Raw genomic sequence first — 17449 nt, 5'->3', positions numbered from 1 at the left:
AGACTTCCCCGGCGGCCACGCCGAGCCGGGAGGCGGCGCGTCCGCAGCGCCGCGGCGGGAGCAGCTCGAGGAGATCGGGGTGGAGGTCGAGGTGAGCGGGGTGTCGCGACTGCATGTCGAGGAGTCTGCGGCGGACGGCGGCCTCGATCTACGACTGTGGGTCCTCACCACCGGGGCGGGCAACCCGCGCAACCTCGCGCCGGAGGAGCGCGACGACCTGCGATGGTTCACTCACGAGGAGCTGCCCACCCTGCGGCTCGCACATCCGTCGTACGCACCGCTTCTCGAGGAGCTGCTCGCTCCGACCGACGGCCCGGCTCCGCCGCGTGAGCCCGTGGCTCACTCGACACCGAGCGCCCCATCACTCGATCACTGAGCGCGTCACCCTATGCACTGAGGTCCTCGGTCTATGAAGTGACGCTCTCACTCCATGAAGTGAAGCCTTCAGACGATCGAGTGAGGTCGTGAGCTCGACGGCTCTTCAACAGCGCCCCACGAAGCACCTCCTCATCTCGGAAGCTCCTCCTCAGAGCCACCACCGAGCTCTCCTGTCCCCCTGCATCTCTGTTCCGCAGACGCGTAGGGTCGAACCATGGGAATCACGGGATTCATGGGACTCGGGGGCTGGGAGATCATCATTCTGCTGGCAGTGGTCGCCGCCGCGGTGGTGGTCCTCGCCGTGCTCTTCGCGGTCGTCCGTGCGGCCGCCGTCTCCGGCGCACGACGGGCGCAGCGAGAGACGGAGCCGACGCGCAAGGATCGACAGGACTGATCCGGCTCTCCCGATGCTCGGCACAACGCCCCACCCCTTCGCACGCCGCTGTTGCCGGTGCGCCGCACTCGCGCGCGTCCGCCATTCACGCCGGCGGCGTGATGAAGCTCGTCGACGATGCGGTGCGCTGACGCCCGCGGCGCCTCAGCGGCGTCGGTCGAGTACGTCGAGGCGCTGCAGGACGGTGCCGAACAGGCTGCCCTCCGAGATCGCTCGCGTCGTGGCGCCCGCGATCGTGGCGGTCGCGCGTGCCTGCTGGTGATCCGTCATGTCGGCCCCTGCCCTGATGATTGCCGCGTCCCATGAAAGCGCGACACGGCCATCCGCCGACGCGCCTCTCACGACTTTCCGGTGCTCCGGGTAGCTAGGGCAGGTGACATCGCTGGTCAGCGGCACCACAGTTCACCTCCACGATCTGGACAGTTCCGCTTTCCAACACTCCTCCGAGCAGGTCGTCCGTAGCACCTGCCCTCGCAGGCGACGGCGGGCGGCCTCGACCATGGACTCGTCGGCATCCAGCGCCGTCACCGTCCGCCCCGCGCGCTCGGCCCGCTCGGCCAGGTGCCCGGTGCCGCATCCGACGTCGAGCAGCTCCCCGTCGGGCAGATCGGCGCACCGCATCACGGCCCCCGCCTTGCATCCATTGATGCATGCATTAGGATCGCCTCCATGCGTTCCCCCACCCTCCCCTGGCTCGATGACCGCGAGAACCGGCCGATCGCGACGCAGATCGCCGCGAGGACGGCCCGACAGATCGCCACCGGCGATATCGAGCCGGGCGCCTTGCTGCGTGAGGTCGACGTCGCCGAGGAGCACGGCGCGAGCCGCACCCCGGCGCGCGAGGCGATGCTGCAGCTGGAGACCTGGGGGCTGGTGCGCCTCCTGCCGAAGAAGGGCGCCCAGGTCACGACCCCGACCGCCCGGGAGCGGGAGGAGCTGCTCTCTGTCCGCGCGATGCTCGAGGGGCACGCCGTCTCCCGCATCGCGCCCGACGAGACCCGTCGGTCCTCCCTCGTCGAGGCGCTCGCGCCGGTGCTCGCGGCGCAGGAGGCCGCGACCGATCGTCCCGCGGACTTCGCCGTCCACGACTACGCCTTCCACCTCACCCTCGCCTCCCACGATGGCAACCGCGTGGTCGAGGAGGTGCTGCGCGCGCTCGGACCGCGACTGTTCCGCCTCACGCATCTGGCAGTCCTCTCCCCCGCCGCGGACCTGCCCGCCCTGCACCGCGAGCACGTCGAGCTCACCGATGCGGTGGCGCGCGGGGACGTCGCCGGCTTCCGCGAGATGATCGAGGGCCACCTGCACACCGGCCACGATGCCTACTCGGTGGTGTCCGAGTGAGGCGCGCACGGATCCCGGCCTGGCTCGCCGTCGCCCCGACGGGCTTCCTCCTCGCCTGGGGCGGCAACCACTTCACGCCGCTGCTGCACGTGTACGAGACCGTCGGCGGCTATGCGCCCTGGCAGGCGAACCTGCTGCTGGGGATGTACGTCGCCGGCCTCGTCCCCGGGATGCTGCTGGCCGCGGGGCTCTCGGACCATCACGGCCGTCGGCCGATCGCGATCGCGGGCCTGCTTGCCGGGGCGCTCGGCAGCGTGGTGCTCGCGGCGAGCATGTCGAGCTTCGTGCTGCTGTGCGCCGGCCGCGTCCTCGCCGGGATCGGAGTGGGTGTGGGCATGTCGGTCTGCTCGACCTGGATCAAGGAGCTCTCCTGCGCCCCGCACGACCCGGGCGCGACGCCGACCGCCGGGGCCCGACGCTCCTCGATGATCCTCACCCTCGGCTTCGCGCTCGGCGCGGGCGTGACGGGCTCGCTCGCCCAGTGGGCGCCGCTGCCGGGGCAGCTGCCCTTCCTCGTCCATCTCGGGCTGTGCCTGCTCGCCGGGATCGCGCTGCTCGCGGCGCCGGAGAGCCTGCCACGCGAGCTGCGGGCCCGCGGCGCGCTGCGCGATGACCTGAGGGTCTCCTCGGTGAGGCATCCCGTCTTCGCGCGGATCGTGCTGCCGGCCGCGCCGTGGGTGTTCGCCGCCGCCGGGGTCGCCTACGCCATCCTGCCTGCGACGGTCGAGGCGCAGATCGGGGACTCCGCGACGATCTACGCGACGGGCCTGACCGTGCTCACCCTGGGCATCGGCGCGATCGCACAGGGCACCGTGGGCCTGATCGACCGCCTCACCCGCGGCCGCGCGCTGATCGTGGGCCTGAGCGGCATGAGCGCGGGGATGATCCTCGCCGCCGTCGCCGCGGATCTGCGCCGCCCGGTGCTGGTGGTGGGCGTCGCGGCACTGCTCGGCGCGTCCTACGGGGTGTGCGTGGTGGCGGGGCTGGTCATCGCCCAGTCCCTCGCCTCTCCGCGCGAGCTCGCCGGGATCACCGGCGTCTACTACTCCCTCGCCTATCTCGGTTTCCTGCTGCCGACGATCCTCGCGGCGCTCACCCCGGTGCTGCCGTACACGGGCGGGCTCGCGATCGTCGCCGCGGTGTGCGTCCTGTGCCTGGCGGCGGTCACCTGGGGGCTGCGCCGCCCGCAGCCCCGACCCGCGGAGGCGTCACCGGCCGGCCAGCCCGTCGAGCCGGAGGCCGCCGCGGTCGCGGCGTCCTGAGCCGCTCACACCGCATCGCCGAGTTTCCAGGACGCGCTCTGGCGGACCGCACAGCCGCCGCGCCCCACCACGGCGCCGTCCTCCCGCGCCGCCCAGGCACCGAGGCCCTCCTCCCGCGGGTCGGCGAGCTGTCCGGCGAGCGCGTCGCGCGCCCCGGCGAACTCGTCGAACCAGCTCCTGGGCAGGGGGTCCAGGTGAGGGAGCCGGTCCGTCCGAGCGGTCGGCGGAGTCGTCCCACCCGCTCGTGCCCAGTAGGTTCGAGAGCCCGGGCGCTCCCCGCCCGGCCCCGACCACGAGAAGAGGACCGCATGCCCTTCCTTCCCCGCGGAGGCCTCGGATGCTGACCCCCACTGCGCGCGGCCCGCTGAGCGAGGCCGTCCTGGAGGCCATGCGCTCCGGGGAGACGGCAGGTGTCGCGGAGCTGCCTCCCCCCGAGGATGCCGACGACGCCCAGCTCACCCTGTGGTGCCTGTACGAGCTGCACCACCGCGGCTTCGACGACGTCGCCGACGAGCACGAGTGGGACCCGCAGCTGATCGCGCTGCGGCAGCGGCTCGAGGCGGACCTCGAGCAGCAGCTGCGCGAGCGGGCGCCGGAGCCGCCCGCCCCCGGCGGTGACTTCGCCACGGAGTTCTTCGCCGCCATCGCCGCGCACGACGGCCCGTCGGCCGCCGAGCACATCCACCGCGCGGCGACCGAGGAGGAGGCCAGGCAGTTCCTGCGCCACAAGTCGGTCTACACGCTCAAGGAGTCCGACCACACGACGTGGACGATCCCTCGCCTGAGCTATCCGGTGAAGGCCGCGGTGGTGGAGCTCCAGTACGACGAGTACGGCGGCGGGAACCCGCACCGCCTGCACGCGAACCTCTTCGCGAAGGGGCTCGCGGCGAGCGGGCTGGACGCCGAGTACGGCGCCTATCTCGACGAGGCGCCGGTCGAGGTGCTCGTGCAGAACAACGTGATGAGCCTGTTCGGCCTGAACCGCCGGCTGCGTGCCGCCTCGCTCGGCTTCCTCGCCGCCTTCGAGGCCACCAGCTCCGCGCCCTCGCGCAGGATCGCCCGCGGCCTCACCCGGCTCGGCTTCCCGCCCGAGATGGTCGAGTACTACACCGAGCACGTCGAGGCCGACGCCGTCCACGAACAGCTCGCGGTCCGGACCGTGTGCGGCACCCTGATCGGGGAGGAGCCGGAGCAGTACGAGAACGTCTGGTTCGGTGCCTGGGCGTGCCTGCACGTGGAAGACCTCTACGGCGAGCGCATGCTGGCGGAGTGGTCGGCATGAACCGACAGTCACCTGACGACCATCCCGACGTGATCCTCTGCCCGGATGGCCCGATGCTGCTGCGCGGGGAGCACGTGATCGAGGACGAGGACGGGGGCGAGCACCCGACCACGCGGCCGGTGAGCGCCGTGTGCCGCTGCGGCGCCTCGGGCATCAAGCCCTGGTGCGACGGCACCCACAAGACGCTGCGGAAGCGGCCCGGCCGCTGAGCCGCTGTCCGCCGGCACGTGCTGCCCACCGCTGAGGTTCCCTCGGCGCCCGCCGTCCGCCCCCCGGGTTGCGCGGGCGGCGTCGTCGGCGACCTGACCGACCCCGATGGGCGGGGACGTGGGCGAGCCCGTCCGCATCGTGCATGCCAGGTCTCTGCCCGATCACCAGGGCTCCTGCGGGACGAGCTGCTCCGCGGCGTACAGCTGCGCAGCCGCGCGGCCCCCAGGGGCGCGCCGGTCGGCGCGACCGAGCTCGCTGGCCGGGCCTGGCGGCAGCAGGCCCGAGGCGGTCTGCGTATCGCTCCCGCCTGACACTGCGCCGCTGGGGCTTGGTCGAGGACGTCCGGTCTGCCGTAGCCGCTCGACCGCCGGACGTGGCCGGACACACGTGGCCGCGCGCCATGCCGCGCCGTACCGTGTCAGAAGCACAAGAAGCGCCTGCCCCGCCTGCGCCGCCTCCCTTCCCCCCCCCGGAGCCACCCCTCGATGAGCACGTCCACGCAGCCGACCGACACCCCCGCGACCACGCGTCGCCGTCCCGGCCTCTCGGCGCGACACCTGCACTTCATCGCCCTCGGCTCCGCGATCGGGACGGGCCTGTTCTACGGCTCGGCCGGCGCGATCCAGGCCGCGGGCCCCTCCGTGCTGCTGGTGTACCTGCTCGGCGGCGCGGTCGTGTACTTCATGCTGCGCGCGCTGGGCGAGATGGCGGTGCGGATGCCGATCTCCGGCTCCTTCGCGGAGTACACGCGTCGCTTCCTGGGCCGCTGGGCCGGGTACATCACCGGCTGGATGTTCGCCTTCGAGATGCTGATCGTGTGCCTCGCGGACCTCACCGCGATCGCGATCTACATGCGCTTCTGGTTCCCTGACACCGCCCAGTGGATCTGGGTGGCGCTCACGCTGCTGATCGTCGGCGCGGCGAACCTCGCCAGCGTCCGCTGGTTCGGGGAGCTGGAGTTCGCCTTCACGATCGTGAAGGTCGCCGCGGTGGTCGCGATGATCCTCGGCGGCGCGGCGATCCTCGCCTTCGGGCTCGGGGATCCCGCGACGCCCACGGGGCTTTCGAACCTCACCGCCGACGGGGGCTTCTTCCCGCACGGGCCCGGCGGCATGATCAGCGCGTTCATCCTGGTGCTCTTCGCCTTCGGCGGCACCGAGATCATCGGCGTGGCCGGCACCGAGGCGGAGGACCCCGCCAAGGCCATCCCGAAGGCCGTGAACACGGTCCCGGTGCGGATCCTGCTGTTCTACGTCCTCGCGATCGGCGTGATCCTGCTGCTCACCCCGTGGCAGCAGATCACCGGCGAGGAGTCCCCGTTCGTGCAGATCTTCGACACCCTCGGCGTGAACTGGGCGGCGGCGCTGCTGAACATCGTGGTGATCACCGCGGCGCTCTCCGCGATCAACGCGGACCTCTTCGGCGCGGGCCGCGTGGTCGCCGGCATGGCCCGCCAGCGCCTGGCCCCTGCAGCCCTGTCCCGCACGATGCGCGGCGTGCCGGTCGTGACCACCCTCGCGATGCTCGGCGTGCTCGTCGTGGGCGTGCTGCTGAACTGGGCGCTGCCGGACGAGGTGTTCACGATCGTCGCGTCGCTGGCGACCTTCGCGACCGTGTTCGTGTGGCTGATGATCCTGCTCGCGCAGGTCGCCTCCCGCCGCGGCATGAGCCGCGAGGAGCGCGCGGCGCTCGCGTTCCCCGTGCCGCTGTGGCCCTACGGGCAGGCGTTCGCGATCGCGTTCATCCTGTTCACCTTCGGGATCATGGTGTGGCAGTCCGAGTACCACACGGCCCTGCTGGTGGGCGTCGGGTTCCTCGCGGTGATGTCGCTGCTCTACGCGGCGACAGGACGGCAGCGGCGCCCGGTCCGGTCCTGACGCGGCACTGCCCGGCTCCCCACACGGGGACCCGGGCAGCGTCGAGATCTCGGCACGGCCGAGGCGGCCGGCTGCTCAGGCCTGCGTCACCCGCGCAGCGCGAACCCGCCGGTCCAGTCGATGATCTCGCGGGCGGCAAGGGTCATCTGCAGGAAGCCGACGGCCTCCATCTCGCGGGCGCGCTTGAGGGAGCCCGCGTCGACGCCCTTCACGCCGCCAGCAGTGACCAGCTCGATCAGCGCGGACTTCGCGGACTCGTCGTCGCCGGCGACCAGCACGACGGCGGGTCACGCGGCTGCAGAAGCGCGGACTCGTCGAACGGACCTCCTGCGCGGGCGACGGTCGCGCCATCAACGTCCGCCTCACGCGCGAGGGACTGCGCACCTATCTCCGCGCCACCCCTCCGCACATCGCGCTCGCCCGCGACACGATCCTCGGGGACCTCTCCGACGAGGAGCTGACCACCCTGGCCGGCCTGCTCGAACGGGTCGCCGACCGGCTCGACGACCGCTGAGCGGCGCGGTCGCCGCGGTCCCCGCCGCGCGTGCTCTGCCGAGGCGGTCGCGCTCGGCCTCCTGACCCGCGACGCCGCGGGCAGGTGCGGCACAATGACGGCAGACACCGTCGTCGCCGCCGGGAGGCACCCCATGTCCGAGATCGTCATCGTCGCCGCCGCCCGCACCGCGCAGGGCCGGCTCCAGGGGGCGCTGTCCTGCTTCTCCGCCCCGCAGCTCGGCTCCGCCGCGATCGCCGGGTCGCTCGAGCGCGGAGGCGTGGAACCCGCCGCGGTCGACGCCGTGGTCATGGGGCAGGTGCTGCCGGCCGGCTCCGGCCAGAACCCCGCCCGACAGGCCGCGCTCGGCGCGGGCATCCCGTGGTCCACCCCCGCCAGCAGCGTGAACAAGGTGTGCCTCTCGGGCCTGACCGCCGTGATCGACGCGGCGCGGATGATCGCGTCCGGGGACGCGGAGGTCGTGGTGGCCGGCGGCATGGAGTCGATGTCCCAGGCGCCGCACCTGCTGATGGGCTCCCGCGCCGGCTGGAAGTACGGGGCGGTCGAGGCGCTGGACCATATGGCGCACGACGGCCTCACCGACGCCCACGACCGGGTGAGCATGGGCGAGTCCACCGAGCGGCACAATCCCCGCTTCGAGGTCACGCGCGAGGACCAGGACCGGGTCGCGGCGCTGTCCCATCAGCGCGCCGCGGCCGCGGCCGACGTCCTCGCCGAGGAGATCGTGCCGGCCTCGGTGCCGCAGCGCCGCGGGGAGCCGGTCGAGGTCACGGCCGACGAGGGCATCCGCCCCGACACCACCGCCGAGTCCCTCGCCCGTCTGCGCCCCGCCTTCGCGAAGGACGGCACGATCACGGCCGGGAGCTCCTCCCAGATCTCCGACGGCGCCGCCGCGCTCGTGCTCACCACCTCCGCCCGCGCCGACGCGGAGGGCTGGCAGGTCATGGCCCGGATCGGCGCGAACGGGCAGACCGCGGGGCCGGACAGCTCCCTGCAGGCCCAGCCGGCCGACGCGATCGCCCGGGCGCTGACGAAGCAGGGGATCACCGCCGCGGACCTCGACCTGGTCGAGATCAACGAGGCCTTCGGCGCCGTCGTCGCCCATTCGCAGCGCGCGCTCGGCGTCTCCGAGGAGATCGTCAACGTGCACGGCGGCGGGATCGCGCTCGGCCACCCGATCGGCGCCTCCGGGGCCCGGCTCGTGGTGCACATGGCACATGAGCTGGCCCGACGCGGCACCGGCACGGCCGCCGTGGGCCTCTGCGGCGGAGGCGGGCAGGGCGAGGCGCTCGTGCTGCTGCGGTGACCGGGCCGAGGGGAACCGGGCCGCGGGGACGAGGGCCGATGCACCCGGGCCAGCTCGTGCTCACCGCGCAGGACGCGACCCGGCAGATCACGGACCTGCTGCCCGGACTCGAACCCGACGATGGCCGAGCTGGGCCGCTCGACCTGTCAGCGGCTGCTGGAGGACCCGTCGGCCGCGGCCGGAGCCTGATCGAGCACGAGCTGGAGGAAGGCCAGGTCGAGCCAGCGCCCGAACTTGGTCCCCACCTGCGGCAGCACGCCCACGCGGTCGAAGCCGAAGCGCTCGTGCAGGCGCACGGAGCCCTGGTTCTCCGCATCGATGCCGGCGACCATGACGTGCAGGCCCTGTGCCCGCGCGCGCCCGATCAGCCCCTCCAGCAGCGCCGAACCGATGCCCCGGCCGCGCAGTCCCTCGCGCACGTAGAGCGAGTGCTCGACGGTGTGGCGGTAGCCGTCGTGCGGCCGCCACGGCCCGTAGGTCGCGTAGCCGAGCACGGTCCCGTCGTCCTCGAGCGCGACGAGCACCGGGAAGCCGCCCGCCTGCCGCTCGGCGATCCACTCGGCGCGGTCGGCCGCGTCGACGAGGCGCTCGTTCCAGATCGCGGTGGTGTGCTCGACGGCATGGTTGTAGATCTCGGCGATGCCGCCGGCATGCTGCGCGGTCGCGTCGAGGATCTGCATCGGGGCCTCCCAGGGCGCTGTGGACCCGCAGAGCATAGTCCTCTGCACGCCGACTCCCTGGCCGTACCGTGCCTCCATGGACATCACCCCCTTGGACGACCCCCGCGTGCCGACCGCCCTTGCGCTGCTCACGGACCTCGGCCTGCCCGCCGAGGAGGCGGTGGTGCTGCATGCCTCGAACACGCTCACGCTGCGCCTCCGGCCGGCCGACGTGGTGGCCCGCATCGCCCCGCGCGACCGCGCCGGAGATCTCGCGGTCGAGCTCGAGCGGGCCGAGGCGCTGCAGGCCGTCGGCGCGCCCGTCGGCCCTCCCGACCCGCGCCTCGCGCCATCTGTGCATGTGCGCGGGGAGCACGCGATCACGCTGTGGGAGCACCACCCCTCGCGCGACCGAGCGGAGCTGCCGCCGGCGGAGTACGCGGCCGCACTCGCGGCGCTGCACGCCGGCATGCGGGCGCTCGACCTGCCCGTCGCACCCCTCGCGGACCGGGTGGGGCACGCCCTGGACCTGCTGCGGGACCCTGCGCGCACCCCGTCGCTCGCGCCCGCGGACCGGACGCTGCTGCAGGAGACCCTCACCCGCCTCGCAGGCCGCGCCGCGACCGGCGGCCCGCAGCAGATCCTGCACGGCGAGCCGCACCCCGGGAACCTGCTGGACACCCCCGCCGGGCCGCGGTTCATCGACCTGGAGACCTTCTGCCGCGGGCCGGTCGAATTCGACCTCGCCCACGCTCCCGCCGAGGTTGCCGCACACTATCCGGGCCACGAACCGGCGCTGCTCGAGGAGTGCCGCACCCTCTCGCTCGCGCTCGCGACGACCTGGCGCTGGGATCGGGAGGACACCTTCCCGGACGGCCGAGCGATCGGCGTGGCGTGGCTGGCCGAGATGCGGGCGCGCGTCGAGGGGTGAGGCCGCGGGACCGCGGTCCCAGCTCGCGCATACCCTGCCCGGGTATGGTCGGGGCGTCCTCGCCGTCGTCCCGAAGGATCCTCCGATGACTGTCGACCTGCCGCGTCGCACCCTGCTCGCCGCCCTCGCCACGACCCCGCTGGTGCTCGCCGGTTGCTCCGCCGGCCCTTCGGCCGCGGAGGATCTGCTCTCCGCCCACGACCTGCCCGCCGGCACGGCCCGCGAGGTGATCGACGCGCTCGAAGCGCTGCCGCTCGACGAGCGGCCCTCGGAGCTGCTCGCCTCCGTCGGCACCGACGTGCTCACCCTCTCCGACGCCGCCGGGCGGGAGGCGACCCTCGAGCTGCCCGCGGAGGAGCTGTACGTCTCGGTCGCGCCGTTCGTGTCCGGCACCCATGAGTGCTTCCTCCACAGCCTCACCACGTGCCTCGGCGAGCTGGCGGAGGAGGAGCTCGCGGTGCGGGGCCAGGACGCCTCCGGGGCGGTGCTGATCGACGAGGAACGCACCACCGCGCCGAACGGCTTCCTGGGCCTGTGGCTGCCCCGGGACGCGGAGCTCACGCTCACCCTCGCCGGAGAGGCCGGTGAGGCCACGACGACGCTGCGCACCGACGCCGAGGCCCCCACCTGCATCACCACGATGCAGCTGGGGGCCTGAGCAAGGCAGCGCCTCAGCGCCGGACGGCGACCGCCTCGGGCCGCAGGTCCAGGCGGCGCAGCAGCTGTGCGTTCAGTGCGACCACGACGGTCGAGGCGCTCATCAGCAGCGCGCCGACGCTCATCGGCATGACGAACCCGATCGGGGCGAGCACCCCGGCGGCGAGCGGGACGGACAGCAGGTTGTACCCGGCCGCCCACCAGAGGTTCTGCCGCATCTTGCGATAGGCGGCGGTCGACAGCTCGATCACCGAGAGCACCGAGCGCGGGTCGGAGGAGGCGAGCACCACCCCGGCGGAGCCGATCGCGACGTCGGTGCCGGCGCCGATCGCGAGGCCGACGTCGGCCCGGGCGAGGGCGGGGGCGTCGTTGACGCCGTCGCCGACCATCGCGACCTTGCGGCCCTCGTCCTGCAGCGCGGCGACGCGGCTCGCCTTGTCCTCGGGGCGCACCCCGGCGAAGATCCGGTCGATGCCGAGCTCAGCGCCGACGTGCTCGGCGACGTCCCGCGCATCGCCGGTGATCATGACGACCTGGATGTCGCGGGCGTGGAGGGCGTCGATCGCCTCGCGGGACTCCTCCCGCACCGCGTCGGCGAGCTTCAGGGCGCCGACGGCCTCGCCGTCGCGCAGCACGTGCAGCACGATCGCGCCCTCCTCGCGCCAGGCCGGGGCCTCCTCGAGCTCCGCGGCGCCGGTCTCCTCGAGCAGGCGCGGCCCGCCGACGCGGATCTCGTGCCCGTCGACCTGCGCGCTCACGCCGAGCGCCGGGGCGGAGGTGACGTCCGAGGCGGCGGGGACGCTCACCCCGTCGGCCTCGGCGCGCTCGCGGATCGCGCCGGCGAGCGGGTGCTCGCTCTCGGACTCGGCCGCGGCGGCCAGCCCCAGGAGCGTCGGCGCGTCGAGCCCGCTGCCGGGGGCGACGGCGATCTCGGAGAGCTCGGGCTCACCGCGGGTGAGGGTGCCGGTCTTGTCGAACAGGACGGTGTCGACGGTGCGCATGCCCTCGAGGGCGAGCCGGTCGGTGACGAGCACGCCGGCGCGGGCGGCGCGCTCGGTCGCGAGCGAGACCACCAGTGGGATCGCCAGGCCCAGGGCGTGCGGGCAGGCGATGACCAGCACGGTGACGGTGCGGATGACCGCGTCGTCGGGCATGCCCAGCAGCGCCCAGACGAGCGCGGTGATGACCGCGGCGCCGAGCGCGAACCAGAACAGCCAGGCGGCGGCCCGGTCGGCGATGCGCTGGGCGCGGGAGGAGGAGCTCTGGGCCTCGGAGACAAGGCGCTGGATGCCGGCGAGCGCGGTGCCCTCGCCGGTCTCGGTGACCTCGATGCGCAGGTTCGAGTCGGTCGCGACGGTGCCGGCGACCACGCGGTCCCCCGTCGTGCGCTCCACGGTCCGGGACTCGCCGGTGATCATCGACTCGTCGACGTCGGCGCGGCCCTCGACGACGGTGCCGTCGGCCGGGATGGAGGCGCCGGGGCGGACCAGCACGAGGTCGCCGGTGCGCAGGTCGGCAGGGGCGACGGGGACGATATCCTCACCCTCGATCCGCTCGGCCTCATCGGGCAGCAGCGCCGCGAGGGAGTCGAGCGCGGAGGAGGTCTGCGCGAGGGAGCGCATCTCGATCCAGTGCCCGAGCAGCATGATCACGATCAGCAGCGCGAGCTCCCACCAGAACTCGAGCGAGTGGTGGAGCAGGCCGAGGGTCGCACCCCAGGAGGCGAGGAAGGCGACGGTGATACCGAGGCTGATCAGCAGCATCATCCCCGGGGCGCGGGAGCGGAGCTCGGAGAGTCCGCCGCTGAGGAACGGCTTTCCGCCCCACACGTACATGACGGTGCCGAGCAGCGGCGCGACCCAGCGAAGGCCCGGCACGTCCGGGATCGTGTAGCCGATCAGGTCCGCGAACATCGGCGAGAGGCCGACGACAGGCACCGCGACCACCAGCATGATCCAGAACAGCCGACGGAACTGCGCGACGTGATCGCCGTGACCCCCGTGCCCGTGGTGCCCGGCGTGCATGTCGTGGCCGCCGTGATCGCGGTGAGCCCCGCTCCCGTGATGCCCGGCATCCATGTCGCGCCCGACGTGCGCGTCATGTCCATCGTGGCTCCCGCGGCCCTCGTGCTGGTGCGTGCCCCGATCGCCGCCTCCGACGCCGAGAGCGACGTGGGAGTCCTGCCGTCCGTGCCCCTCGTGCTGTGTGCTCATACCGCGACCCTATACCCCTAGGGGGTATTGGCCAAGTGTGGGGGCCCGACGTCACCCACCACTCTCCACCGAACGCCGACCGTCCGTCCCCGAGTCGGGGAGTCGTCGAAGAAATCCACGTACATCACGTACATGAAGCACATGACGTACACGGAAGTCGCCGCGAGCCCCCCCCCCGTGCCGCACCCCTCCCATTCATCGTCAATCATCGATATGATCGCCGCATGGCGATGCCGATGGAATCCTCTCCCCCGCTCTTCGACGTGGACGAGTCCCAGGCCGCGCTCTTCCACGCCCTGGCCGAGCCGACCCGACTCGCGCTGCTCCAGCACCTCTCCACCGGGGAGCACCGGGTGCGGGACCTGGTCGACCACCTGCACCTGGCCCAGTCGACGGTCAGCAAGCACCTGGCCTGCCTGCGGGACTGCGGGCTGATCAGCAGCCGCAGCGAGGGCCGTGCCTCCTGGTTCTCGCTCACCGATCCGGAGCGGCTGCGCTCCCTGCTCGCCCTCGCCGCCACGATGCTGTCCGGCGCAGGCGCGGCACCGACGGTCCACGAGCACCTGCACGACCCGCGCGTCGGCGGCGGCCCGGCCGACGAAGGCGACCCGCTCGACGCGAGCGGCCCGCCCGACGACGGCATCCCGCTCGGCGAGGCCGGCCCCCGATGACCGCCTCGCACACTCACGGCCATGGTCACAGCCACGCCTCCCCGACCACCGGCCGTATCCGCCTCGCGATCGCCTTCGGGCTGACGGCCCTGATCGTCCTCGCCCAGGCGGTCGGCAGCGTGGTCACGGGCTCCCTCGCCCTGCTGACCGATACGGCGCACGCGCTCGTGGACGCCTCCGGGCTGCTGGTCGCGCTGATCGCCGCGACGATGCTGCTGCGTCCCGCGAGCCCCGCCCGCACCTGGGGCTTCGCCCGGATCGAGGTGCTCGCCGCGCTCGCCCAGGCGACGCTGCTGATCGTCGTCGGCACCTACACCGCGATCGAGGGGCTGCGCCGCCTCGCCTCCCCGCCCGAGATCGCCTCGACGGAGCTGCTCGTCTTCGGCGCGGTCGGGCTCGCGGTGAACCTGGTGGCGATCCTCGTGCTCGCCGGCGGCAAGGACACCAGCCTGAACATGAAGGCCGCCTTCCTCGAGGTCGCCAACGATGCGCTCGGCTCCCTCGGCGTGATCGTCGCGGCGCTGGTCATCCGCTGCACCGGCTTCCAGCAGGCCGACGCGCTCGCGGGCCTGTTCATCGCGGCGCTGATCGTGCCGCGCGCGGTGCGGATCCTGCGCGACACCCTGCGGATCCTCATGGAGTACACCCCCGAGGGCGTGGACCTCGACGAGGTGCGCGAGCACCTGCTGGCCCTCGAGCACGTCCAGGACGTCCACGACCTGCACGCCTCCAACGTCGGCAGCAGCCTGCCGATCCTCTCCGCGCACGTGGTGGTGGCCGAGGAGTGCTTCGGCTCCTCGCATGCGATGGAGATCCTCGAGGAGGTCCACGAGTGCGTGCGCACCCACTTCCCCGTCGCCTTCGAGCACGCGACCATCCAGATGGAGAGCCCCGACGTGCACGCCCGCGAGGCGGCCCGCACCCTGCACGCCTGAGGCCGACGAGGCCCCGAGCCCTCAGTCGAGCGCGCGCCGGACGATCTCCTGCATCTGCGCGAGTCGACCCCACTCGTCGTCGTCGCTGCCCGCGTAGACGAGGGAGAGCCGACCGGCGTACCCGGCCTCGGCGAGCACCTCCAAGGACTGCTCGAGGTCGGCCTCGTCGAGCACTCCGGGGGCGAATTCCCGTGCCTTGACCTGGGAGCACTCCGCCTGGCCGGCGACCGCCGCGATCTGGCGGTACTTGTCCTCGCCGTCCCAGTTGCCGGTGTCGACGAGCAGCCCCACCTCGCCCTCGAGCAGCTCCAGCAGACGCCGTGTCGCGGCCGCGTCCACGAGCAGGCCGCGCCAGTTCTCGGTGAGCACGCGCAGGTCCGGGTGCTCGGCGGCGAGCTCCCGCAGCCGCGCGGCGCTGAGGGCGAGGGTCTCCTCGCTCGGGAGCTGGTCACCGGCGGGCACCCGCACCCGCGGCGTCCCGAGCTGCTCGGCGACGTCGAGCCAGCTGCCCAGCCAGCGCTGCTGCTCACGACCGTGCTCGGGATGGACCACGTCCCCGTCGTCCACCAGCAGCACCTCGAGGTCGACGCCCGCCGCGTCGAAGGCGGCGCGCAGCTCCGCGAGATAGGACGCCTCTGTGGTGGGGAGGTAGAAGTGGCACAGCTGGGCGCTCGCGAACCCGTGCGCCGCGAGCTGCGCCGGCAGTTCGAGCAGCGGCAGGCCCCCGCCGTCGGTGTTCTCCGCGAGCGCTCCGGAGGGCGCCGATCCGGGGGCGACGTAGCGGCCCATCGTGCGGAACAGCGACCAGGTGTGCAGAGCAGGCGTGGGGTCGAGGGCGAGGGCCATGGGATCTCCAGCGATCGGCGTCGGGCGGATCCGCCCATCATGGCGCACGGAGCGACGCCGCGCAGGGCGGGTGCCGATGCTGCGGCCGACGGGCGTGCACCGCCCGAGCGCGACGCGCCGACGGCCCTTGACCGCTCGTCCCGGGTGGAGTGTCCTGGCCGCATGACAAAGCTGAGCGCACGCGCCGAGACCCTGCTCGCCCTCCATCACCAGCCTGCCCCCGTCGTGCTCCCCACCGTGTGGGACGCCTGGTCGGCCCGTGCCGCCGTCGAGGCCGGCTTCGAGGCGCTGACCATCGGCAGCCACCCCCTCGCCGACTCGCTGGGCTCCGGCGACGGCGAGCAGATGAGCCTCGACGAGGCCCTCGCCGGCATCGCCCGCATCACCCGGGCCGTGGACGCACCCGTCTCGGCGGACATGGAGTCCGGCTACGACACCGCCCCCGCCGAGCTCGTCGAGCGAGTGCTGGAGGCGGGGGCCGTCGGCGTCAACATCGAGGACACCGTCCACTCCGAGGGTCGGCTGCGCGGAGCGCAGGAGCACGCCGACTACATCGCGGGGATCCGCCGGGCGGCCGACGAGGCCGGGGTGCACCTGGTGATCAACGCCCGCACCGACGTGTTCACGACCGACGAGCAGATCCCGGACCGGCTCGCCGAGGCGATCACGCGGCTGAACCTGCTCGAGAAGGCGGGGGCGGACTCGCTCTACCCGGTGGGCGTGCCGGACACCGCGACGCTCGAGGCGCTGCTCGCGGCGGTGAGCACTCCGCTGAACGTCACCGCGCACCCGGTGAAGGGTGCGATCCCGGACGGCCTGACCCTCGCCCGACTATCGGAGCTCGGCGTGCGCCGCGTCAGCTTCGGCCCGCTGCTGCAGGCGGCCCTGGGCGCCCACCTCGACGAGGTCACCGCGGCCTGGCGCTGAGCGGCACTCCACGGACCGGGCGGCCCTGGTCCTCCACCACCCGCCGGGAATAGGGTCTCCCGCAGCGGATCCTGCTCGCGATCCTGGACCGCGCCCTCGAGCAGGGCGTGACCTTCATCGACACCGCCGACGTGTACGGCGGGAAGGACCACAAGGGGCGCTCACCGCGCAGCGGGACCGCTGGGAGGCCTTCTGCGAGGACCGGGATCTCGCCCCCGGCCAGGTCGCGCTCGCCTGGCTGCTGCACCGCCCGGGCGTGCTCGGTCCGATCATCGGCCCGCGCACCATCGAGCAGCTGGACTCCGCGATCGAGGCGGTCGACATCGCGCTGTCCGAGGACGACCTCGCGGCTCTCGACGAGATCCTCCCCGGCCCGGGTGGTCCGGCCCCGGAGGCCTACGCCTGGTGACGACGGCTCACCCCACCAGCAGGCAGAACGGGTGGCCCTCCGGGTCGGCGAGGACGTAGAGCGGCTCGTCCGGCACCTGGGTGCGATCCATGAGCAGCGGCCTACTGGTCGGTCCCGTCACGGTAGCCCGACGACCCTGCGGCGACCAGGGCCCTCGCGCAGATCAGACCGCAGGGGGACCCTCCGCCATCCCGCGGTCCGATCCGTCGGCCCCCGCCCCGTTCCTACGCTGGCAACCACGCTCAGGGATCTGGGCGCGCATCGATCACCAGGAGGGCATCCCATGACCGCCACCTACGCACCCGCCGTCCACCACGGCACCGGCAAGGGCACCGCGAGCCTGCTGCTCGGGATCTGCTCGCTGCTGGCGGGATGGACGCTGATCGCTCCGGTCCTCGGGCTGGTCCTCGGGTTCATGTCCCGCGGGGACGAGCCCTTCGCCCGCGGCCGCGCCGGCTGGGGGATCCTCCTGAACCTGCTGGCCATGCTGGGCTGGATCCTCGCCGGTGGGCTCCTCCTGGCCGCCAGCGCCGGATGGATCGGCTCGGAGGTCGACCTCAGCGGGCTGTTCGCGGGCTGAGGCGAGGAGGGGCGTGCGTCGGCAGCGGTGAGAGCGCCGGCGACACCGCTGCCC

At 73.2% G+C, this 17449-nt stretch carries 21 protein-coding genes and 1 pseudogene; 16 read left to right on the top strand and 6 right to left on the bottom strand.

Translation table 11 applies throughout. From position 1 onward, the window contains the following. Window positions 1–16 precede the first annotated feature (16 nt). Together DEU31_RS00595 and DEU31_RS00590 are read left to right on the top strand one after the other, a co-directional pair. Window positions 17–376 (top strand): annotated as a pseudogene (locus DEU31_RS00595) (NUDIX domain-containing protein); the annotation flags it as partial. A 216-nt stretch (window positions 377–592) separates the two neighbouring features. Continuing rightward, on the top strand, window positions 593–772 hold the full coding sequence (locus DEU31_RS00590; protein WP_133675020.1) for a hypothetical protein: 180 nt from the start codon (window positions 593–595) through the stop codon (window positions 770–772). A 144-nt stretch (window positions 773–916) separates the two neighbouring features. On the opposite strand, the gene DEU31_RS00585 is transcribed toward DEU31_RS00590, so the two are convergent. Together DEU31_RS00585 and DEU31_RS00580 are read right to left on the bottom strand one after the other, a co-directional pair. Next, the gene (locus tag DEU31_RS00585; RefSeq protein WP_133675018.1) at window positions 917–1168 is read right to left on the bottom strand and encodes a hypothetical protein; all 252 of its coding nucleotides are present in this window, start codon (window positions 1166–1168) and stop codon (window positions 917–919) included. Between the two features lie 6 nt (window positions 1169–1174). Continuing rightward, entirely contained in the window at window positions 1175–1393 is a 219-nt protein-coding gene (locus DEU31_RS00580) for a methyltransferase domain-containing protein (protein WP_133676257.1), read from the bottom strand. A 48-nt stretch (window positions 1394–1441) separates the two neighbouring features. On the opposite strand from DEU31_RS00580, the gene DEU31_RS00575 reads away from it, so the two are divergent. The 5 genes from DEU31_RS00575 to DEU31_RS00555 all read left to right on the top strand — a co-directional run bounded on the left by DEU31_RS00575 (window position 1442) and on the right by DEU31_RS00555 (window position 6747). Beyond that, a complete protein-coding gene (locus tag DEU31_RS00575; protein ID WP_133675017.1) occupies window positions 1442–2116 on the top strand; it encodes a GntR family transcriptional regulator in 675 nt (224 codons plus the stop codon). Continuing rightward, complete coding sequence (locus DEU31_RS00570) at window positions 2113–3378, top strand: MFS transporter (RefSeq protein WP_133675015.1); 1266 nt, start codon at window positions 2113–2115, stop codon at window positions 3376–3378. Before DEU31_RS00575 ends, DEU31_RS00570 begins: the two co-directional genes overlap by 4 nt. Window positions 3379–3715: 337 nt before the next feature. Then, the gene (locus DEU31_RS00565) at window positions 3716–4660 is read left to right on the top strand and encodes an iron-containing redox enzyme family protein (protein ID WP_133675013.1); all 945 of its coding nucleotides are present in this window, start codon (window positions 3716–3718) and stop codon (window positions 4658–4660) included. Continuing rightward, window positions 4657–4869 carry a CDGSH iron-sulfur domain-containing protein gene (locus tag DEU31_RS00560; protein ID WP_133675011.1) on the top strand — a complete coding sequence of 71 codons (213 nt, stop codon included), beginning with the start codon at window positions 4657–4659 and terminating at the stop codon, window positions 4867–4869. Before DEU31_RS00565 ends, DEU31_RS00560 begins: the two co-directional genes overlap by 4 nt. Before the next feature lie 486 nt (window positions 4870–5355). Further along, window positions 5356–6747 (top strand): amino acid permease, encoded by a 1392-nt coding sequence (locus DEU31_RS00555; protein ID WP_010552093.1) that lies wholly within the window; start codon window positions 5356–5358, stop codon window positions 6745–6747. 86 nt (window positions 6748–6833) lie between these two features. On the opposite strand, the gene DEU31_RS00550 is transcribed toward DEU31_RS00555, so the two are convergent. Continuing rightward, window positions 6834–7025, bottom strand: a complete 192-nt coding sequence (locus tag DEU31_RS00550; protein ID WP_010552092.1) for a dinucleotide-binding protein — start codon at window positions 7023–7025, stop codon at window positions 6834–6836. 369 nt (window positions 7026–7394) lie between these two features. Between DEU31_RS00550 and DEU31_RS00545 the strand changes: the two genes are divergently transcribed. Continuing rightward, a complete protein-coding gene (locus DEU31_RS00545; RefSeq protein ID WP_133676255.1) occupies window positions 7395–8567 on the top strand; it encodes an acetyl-CoA C-acetyltransferase in 1173 nt (390 codons plus the stop codon). A gap of 146 nt (window positions 8568–8713) precedes the next feature. Here DEU31_RS00545 and DEU31_RS00540 read toward each other — a convergent pair whose 3' ends face one another. Beyond that, window positions 8714–9247: a GNAT family N-acetyltransferase gene (locus DEU31_RS00540; RefSeq protein ID WP_010552090.1), complete on the bottom strand. Its 534-nt coding sequence runs from the start codon at window positions 9245–9247 to the stop codon at window positions 8714–8716. 76 nt (window positions 9248–9323) lie between these two features. Between DEU31_RS00540 and DEU31_RS00535 the strand changes: the two genes are divergently transcribed. Continuing rightward, the gene (locus DEU31_RS00535) at window positions 9324–10157 is read left to right on the top strand and encodes a phosphotransferase (protein ID WP_133675009.1); all 834 of its coding nucleotides are present in this window, start codon (window positions 9324–9326) and stop codon (window positions 10155–10157) included. An 85-nt stretch (window positions 10158–10242) separates the two neighbouring features. Continuing rightward, window positions 10243–10815: a CueP family metal-binding protein gene (locus tag DEU31_RS00530; protein WP_133675007.1), complete on the top strand. Its 573-nt coding sequence runs from the start codon at window positions 10243–10245 to the stop codon at window positions 10813–10815. A 13-nt stretch (window positions 10816–10828) separates the two neighbouring features. On the opposite strand, the gene DEU31_RS00525 is transcribed toward DEU31_RS00530, so the two are convergent. Continuing rightward, entirely contained in the window at window positions 10829–12838 is a 2010-nt protein-coding gene (locus DEU31_RS00525) for a heavy metal translocating P-type ATPase (RefSeq protein ID WP_279535623.1), read from the bottom strand. Here DEU31_RS00525 and DEU31_RS16995 point away from each other — a divergent pair. The 3 genes from DEU31_RS16995 (at window position 12833) to DEU31_RS00510 (ending at window position 14633) form a co-directional block, all read left to right on the top strand. Then, on the top strand, window positions 12833–13048 hold the full coding sequence (locus DEU31_RS16995) for a hypothetical protein (protein ID WP_133675005.1): 216 nt from the start codon (window positions 12833–12835) through the stop codon (window positions 13046–13048). The genes DEU31_RS00525 and DEU31_RS16995 overlap by 6 nt on opposite strands. Before the next feature lie 203 nt (window positions 13049–13251). Beyond that, a complete protein-coding gene (locus DEU31_RS00515; RefSeq protein WP_133675003.1) occupies window positions 13252–13698 on the top strand; it encodes a metalloregulator ArsR/SmtB family transcription factor in 447 nt (148 codons plus the stop codon). Next, the gene (locus DEU31_RS00510; RefSeq protein ID WP_010552084.1) at window positions 13695–14633 is read left to right on the top strand and encodes a cation diffusion facilitator family transporter; all 939 of its coding nucleotides are present in this window, start codon (window positions 13695–13697) and stop codon (window positions 14631–14633) included. The genes DEU31_RS00515 and DEU31_RS00510 overlap by 4 nt, the downstream gene beginning before the upstream one ends. Window positions 14634–14654: 21 nt before the next feature. On the opposite strand, the gene DEU31_RS00505 is transcribed toward DEU31_RS00510, so the two are convergent. Then, entirely contained in the window at window positions 14655–15479 is an 825-nt protein-coding gene (locus tag DEU31_RS00505; RefSeq protein WP_133675001.1) for a TIM barrel protein, read from the bottom strand. 162 nt (window positions 15480–15641) lie between these two features. Here DEU31_RS00505 and DEU31_RS00500 point away from each other — a divergent pair, with 162 nt between their 5' ends. From DEU31_RS00500 to DEU31_RS00485, 3 genes are all read left to right on the top strand, one after another. After that, window positions 15642–16406, top strand: coding sequence for an isocitrate lyase/phosphoenolpyruvate mutase family protein (locus DEU31_RS00500; RefSeq protein WP_133674999.1), 765 nt, complete (start codon window positions 15642–15644; stop codon window positions 16404–16406). Window positions 16407–16431: 25 nt separating this feature from the next. Continuing rightward, on the top strand, window positions 16432–16815 hold the full coding sequence (locus DEU31_RS00495; RefSeq protein WP_133674997.1) for an aldo/keto reductase: 384 nt from the start codon (window positions 16432–16434) through the stop codon (window positions 16813–16815). Window positions 16816–17098: 283 nt separating this feature from the next. After that, a complete protein-coding gene (locus tag DEU31_RS00485; protein ID WP_133674995.1) occupies window positions 17099–17395 on the top strand; it encodes a hypothetical protein in 297 nt (98 codons plus the stop codon). Window positions 17396–17449: the final 54 nt, after the last annotated feature.

The sequence above is a fragment of the Brachybacterium sp. AG952 genome (genome assembly GCF_004362645.1).
GTDB classification, from domain to species: Bacteria; Actinomycetota; Actinomycetes; order Actinomycetales; family Dermabacteraceae; genus Brachybacterium; species Brachybacterium conglomeratum.
This window is presented reverse-complemented; position numbering and strand designations above follow the sequence as displayed.

What these genes read in the sequence shown, in the direction of transcription:
- DEU31_RS00590 (WP_133675020.1), top strand. Translation starts at nt 593, where the DNA reads ATGGGAATCACGGGATTCATGGGACTCGGGGGCTGGGAGATCATCATT.
- DEU31_RS00580 (WP_133676257.1), bottom strand. Translation starts at nt 1,393, where the DNA reads ATGCGGTGCGCCGATCTGCCCGACGGGGAGCTGCTCGACGTCGGATGC.
- DEU31_RS00575 (WP_133675017.1), top strand. Translation starts at nt 1,442, where the DNA reads ATGCGTTCCCCCACCCTCCCCTGGCTCGATGACCGCGAGAACCGGCCG.
- DEU31_RS00565 (WP_133675013.1), top strand. Translation starts at nt 3,716, where the DNA reads ATGCTGACCCCCACTGCGCGCGGCCCGCTGAGCGAGGCCGTCCTGGAG.
- DEU31_RS00560 (WP_133675011.1), top strand. Translation starts at nt 4,657, where the DNA reads ATGAACCGACAGTCACCTGACGACCATCCCGACGTGATCCTCTGCCCG.
- DEU31_RS00555 (WP_010552093.1), top strand. Translation starts at nt 5,356, where the DNA reads ATGAGCACGTCCACGCAGCCGACCGACACCCCCGCGACCACGCGTCGC.
- DEU31_RS00545 (WP_133676255.1), top strand. Translation starts at nt 7,395, where the DNA reads ATGTCCGAGATCGTCATCGTCGCCGCCGCCCGCACCGCGCAGGGCCGG.
- DEU31_RS00540 (WP_010552090.1), bottom strand. Translation starts at nt 9,247, where the DNA reads ATGCAGATCCTCGACGCGACCGCGCAGCATGCCGGCGGCATCGCCGAG.
- DEU31_RS00535 (WP_133675009.1), top strand. Translation starts at nt 9,324, where the DNA reads ATGGACATCACCCCCTTGGACGACCCCCGCGTGCCGACCGCCCTTGCG.
- DEU31_RS00530 (WP_133675007.1), top strand. Translation starts at nt 10,243, where the DNA reads ATGACTGTCGACCTGCCGCGTCGCACCCTGCTCGCCGCCCTCGCCACG.
- DEU31_RS00525 (WP_279535623.1), bottom strand. Translation starts at nt 12,838, where the DNA reads ATGCACGCCGGGCACCACGGGCACGGGGGTCACGGCGATCACGTCGCG.
- DEU31_RS00515 (WP_133675003.1), top strand. Translation starts at nt 13,252, where the DNA reads ATGGCGATGCCGATGGAATCCTCTCCCCCGCTCTTCGACGTGGACGAG.
- DEU31_RS00510 (WP_010552084.1), top strand. Translation starts at nt 13,695, where the DNA reads ATGACCGCCTCGCACACTCACGGCCATGGTCACAGCCACGCCTCCCCG.
- DEU31_RS00505 (WP_133675001.1), bottom strand. Translation starts at nt 15,479, where the DNA reads ATGGCCCTCGCCCTCGACCCCACGCCTGCTCTGCACACCTGGTCGCTG.
- DEU31_RS00500 (WP_133674999.1), top strand. Translation starts at nt 15,642, where the DNA reads ATGACAAAGCTGAGCGCACGCGCCGAGACCCTGCTCGCCCTCCATCAC.
- DEU31_RS00485 (WP_133674995.1), top strand. Translation starts at nt 17,099, where the DNA reads ATGACCGCCACCTACGCACCCGCCGTCCACCACGGCACCGGCAAGGGC.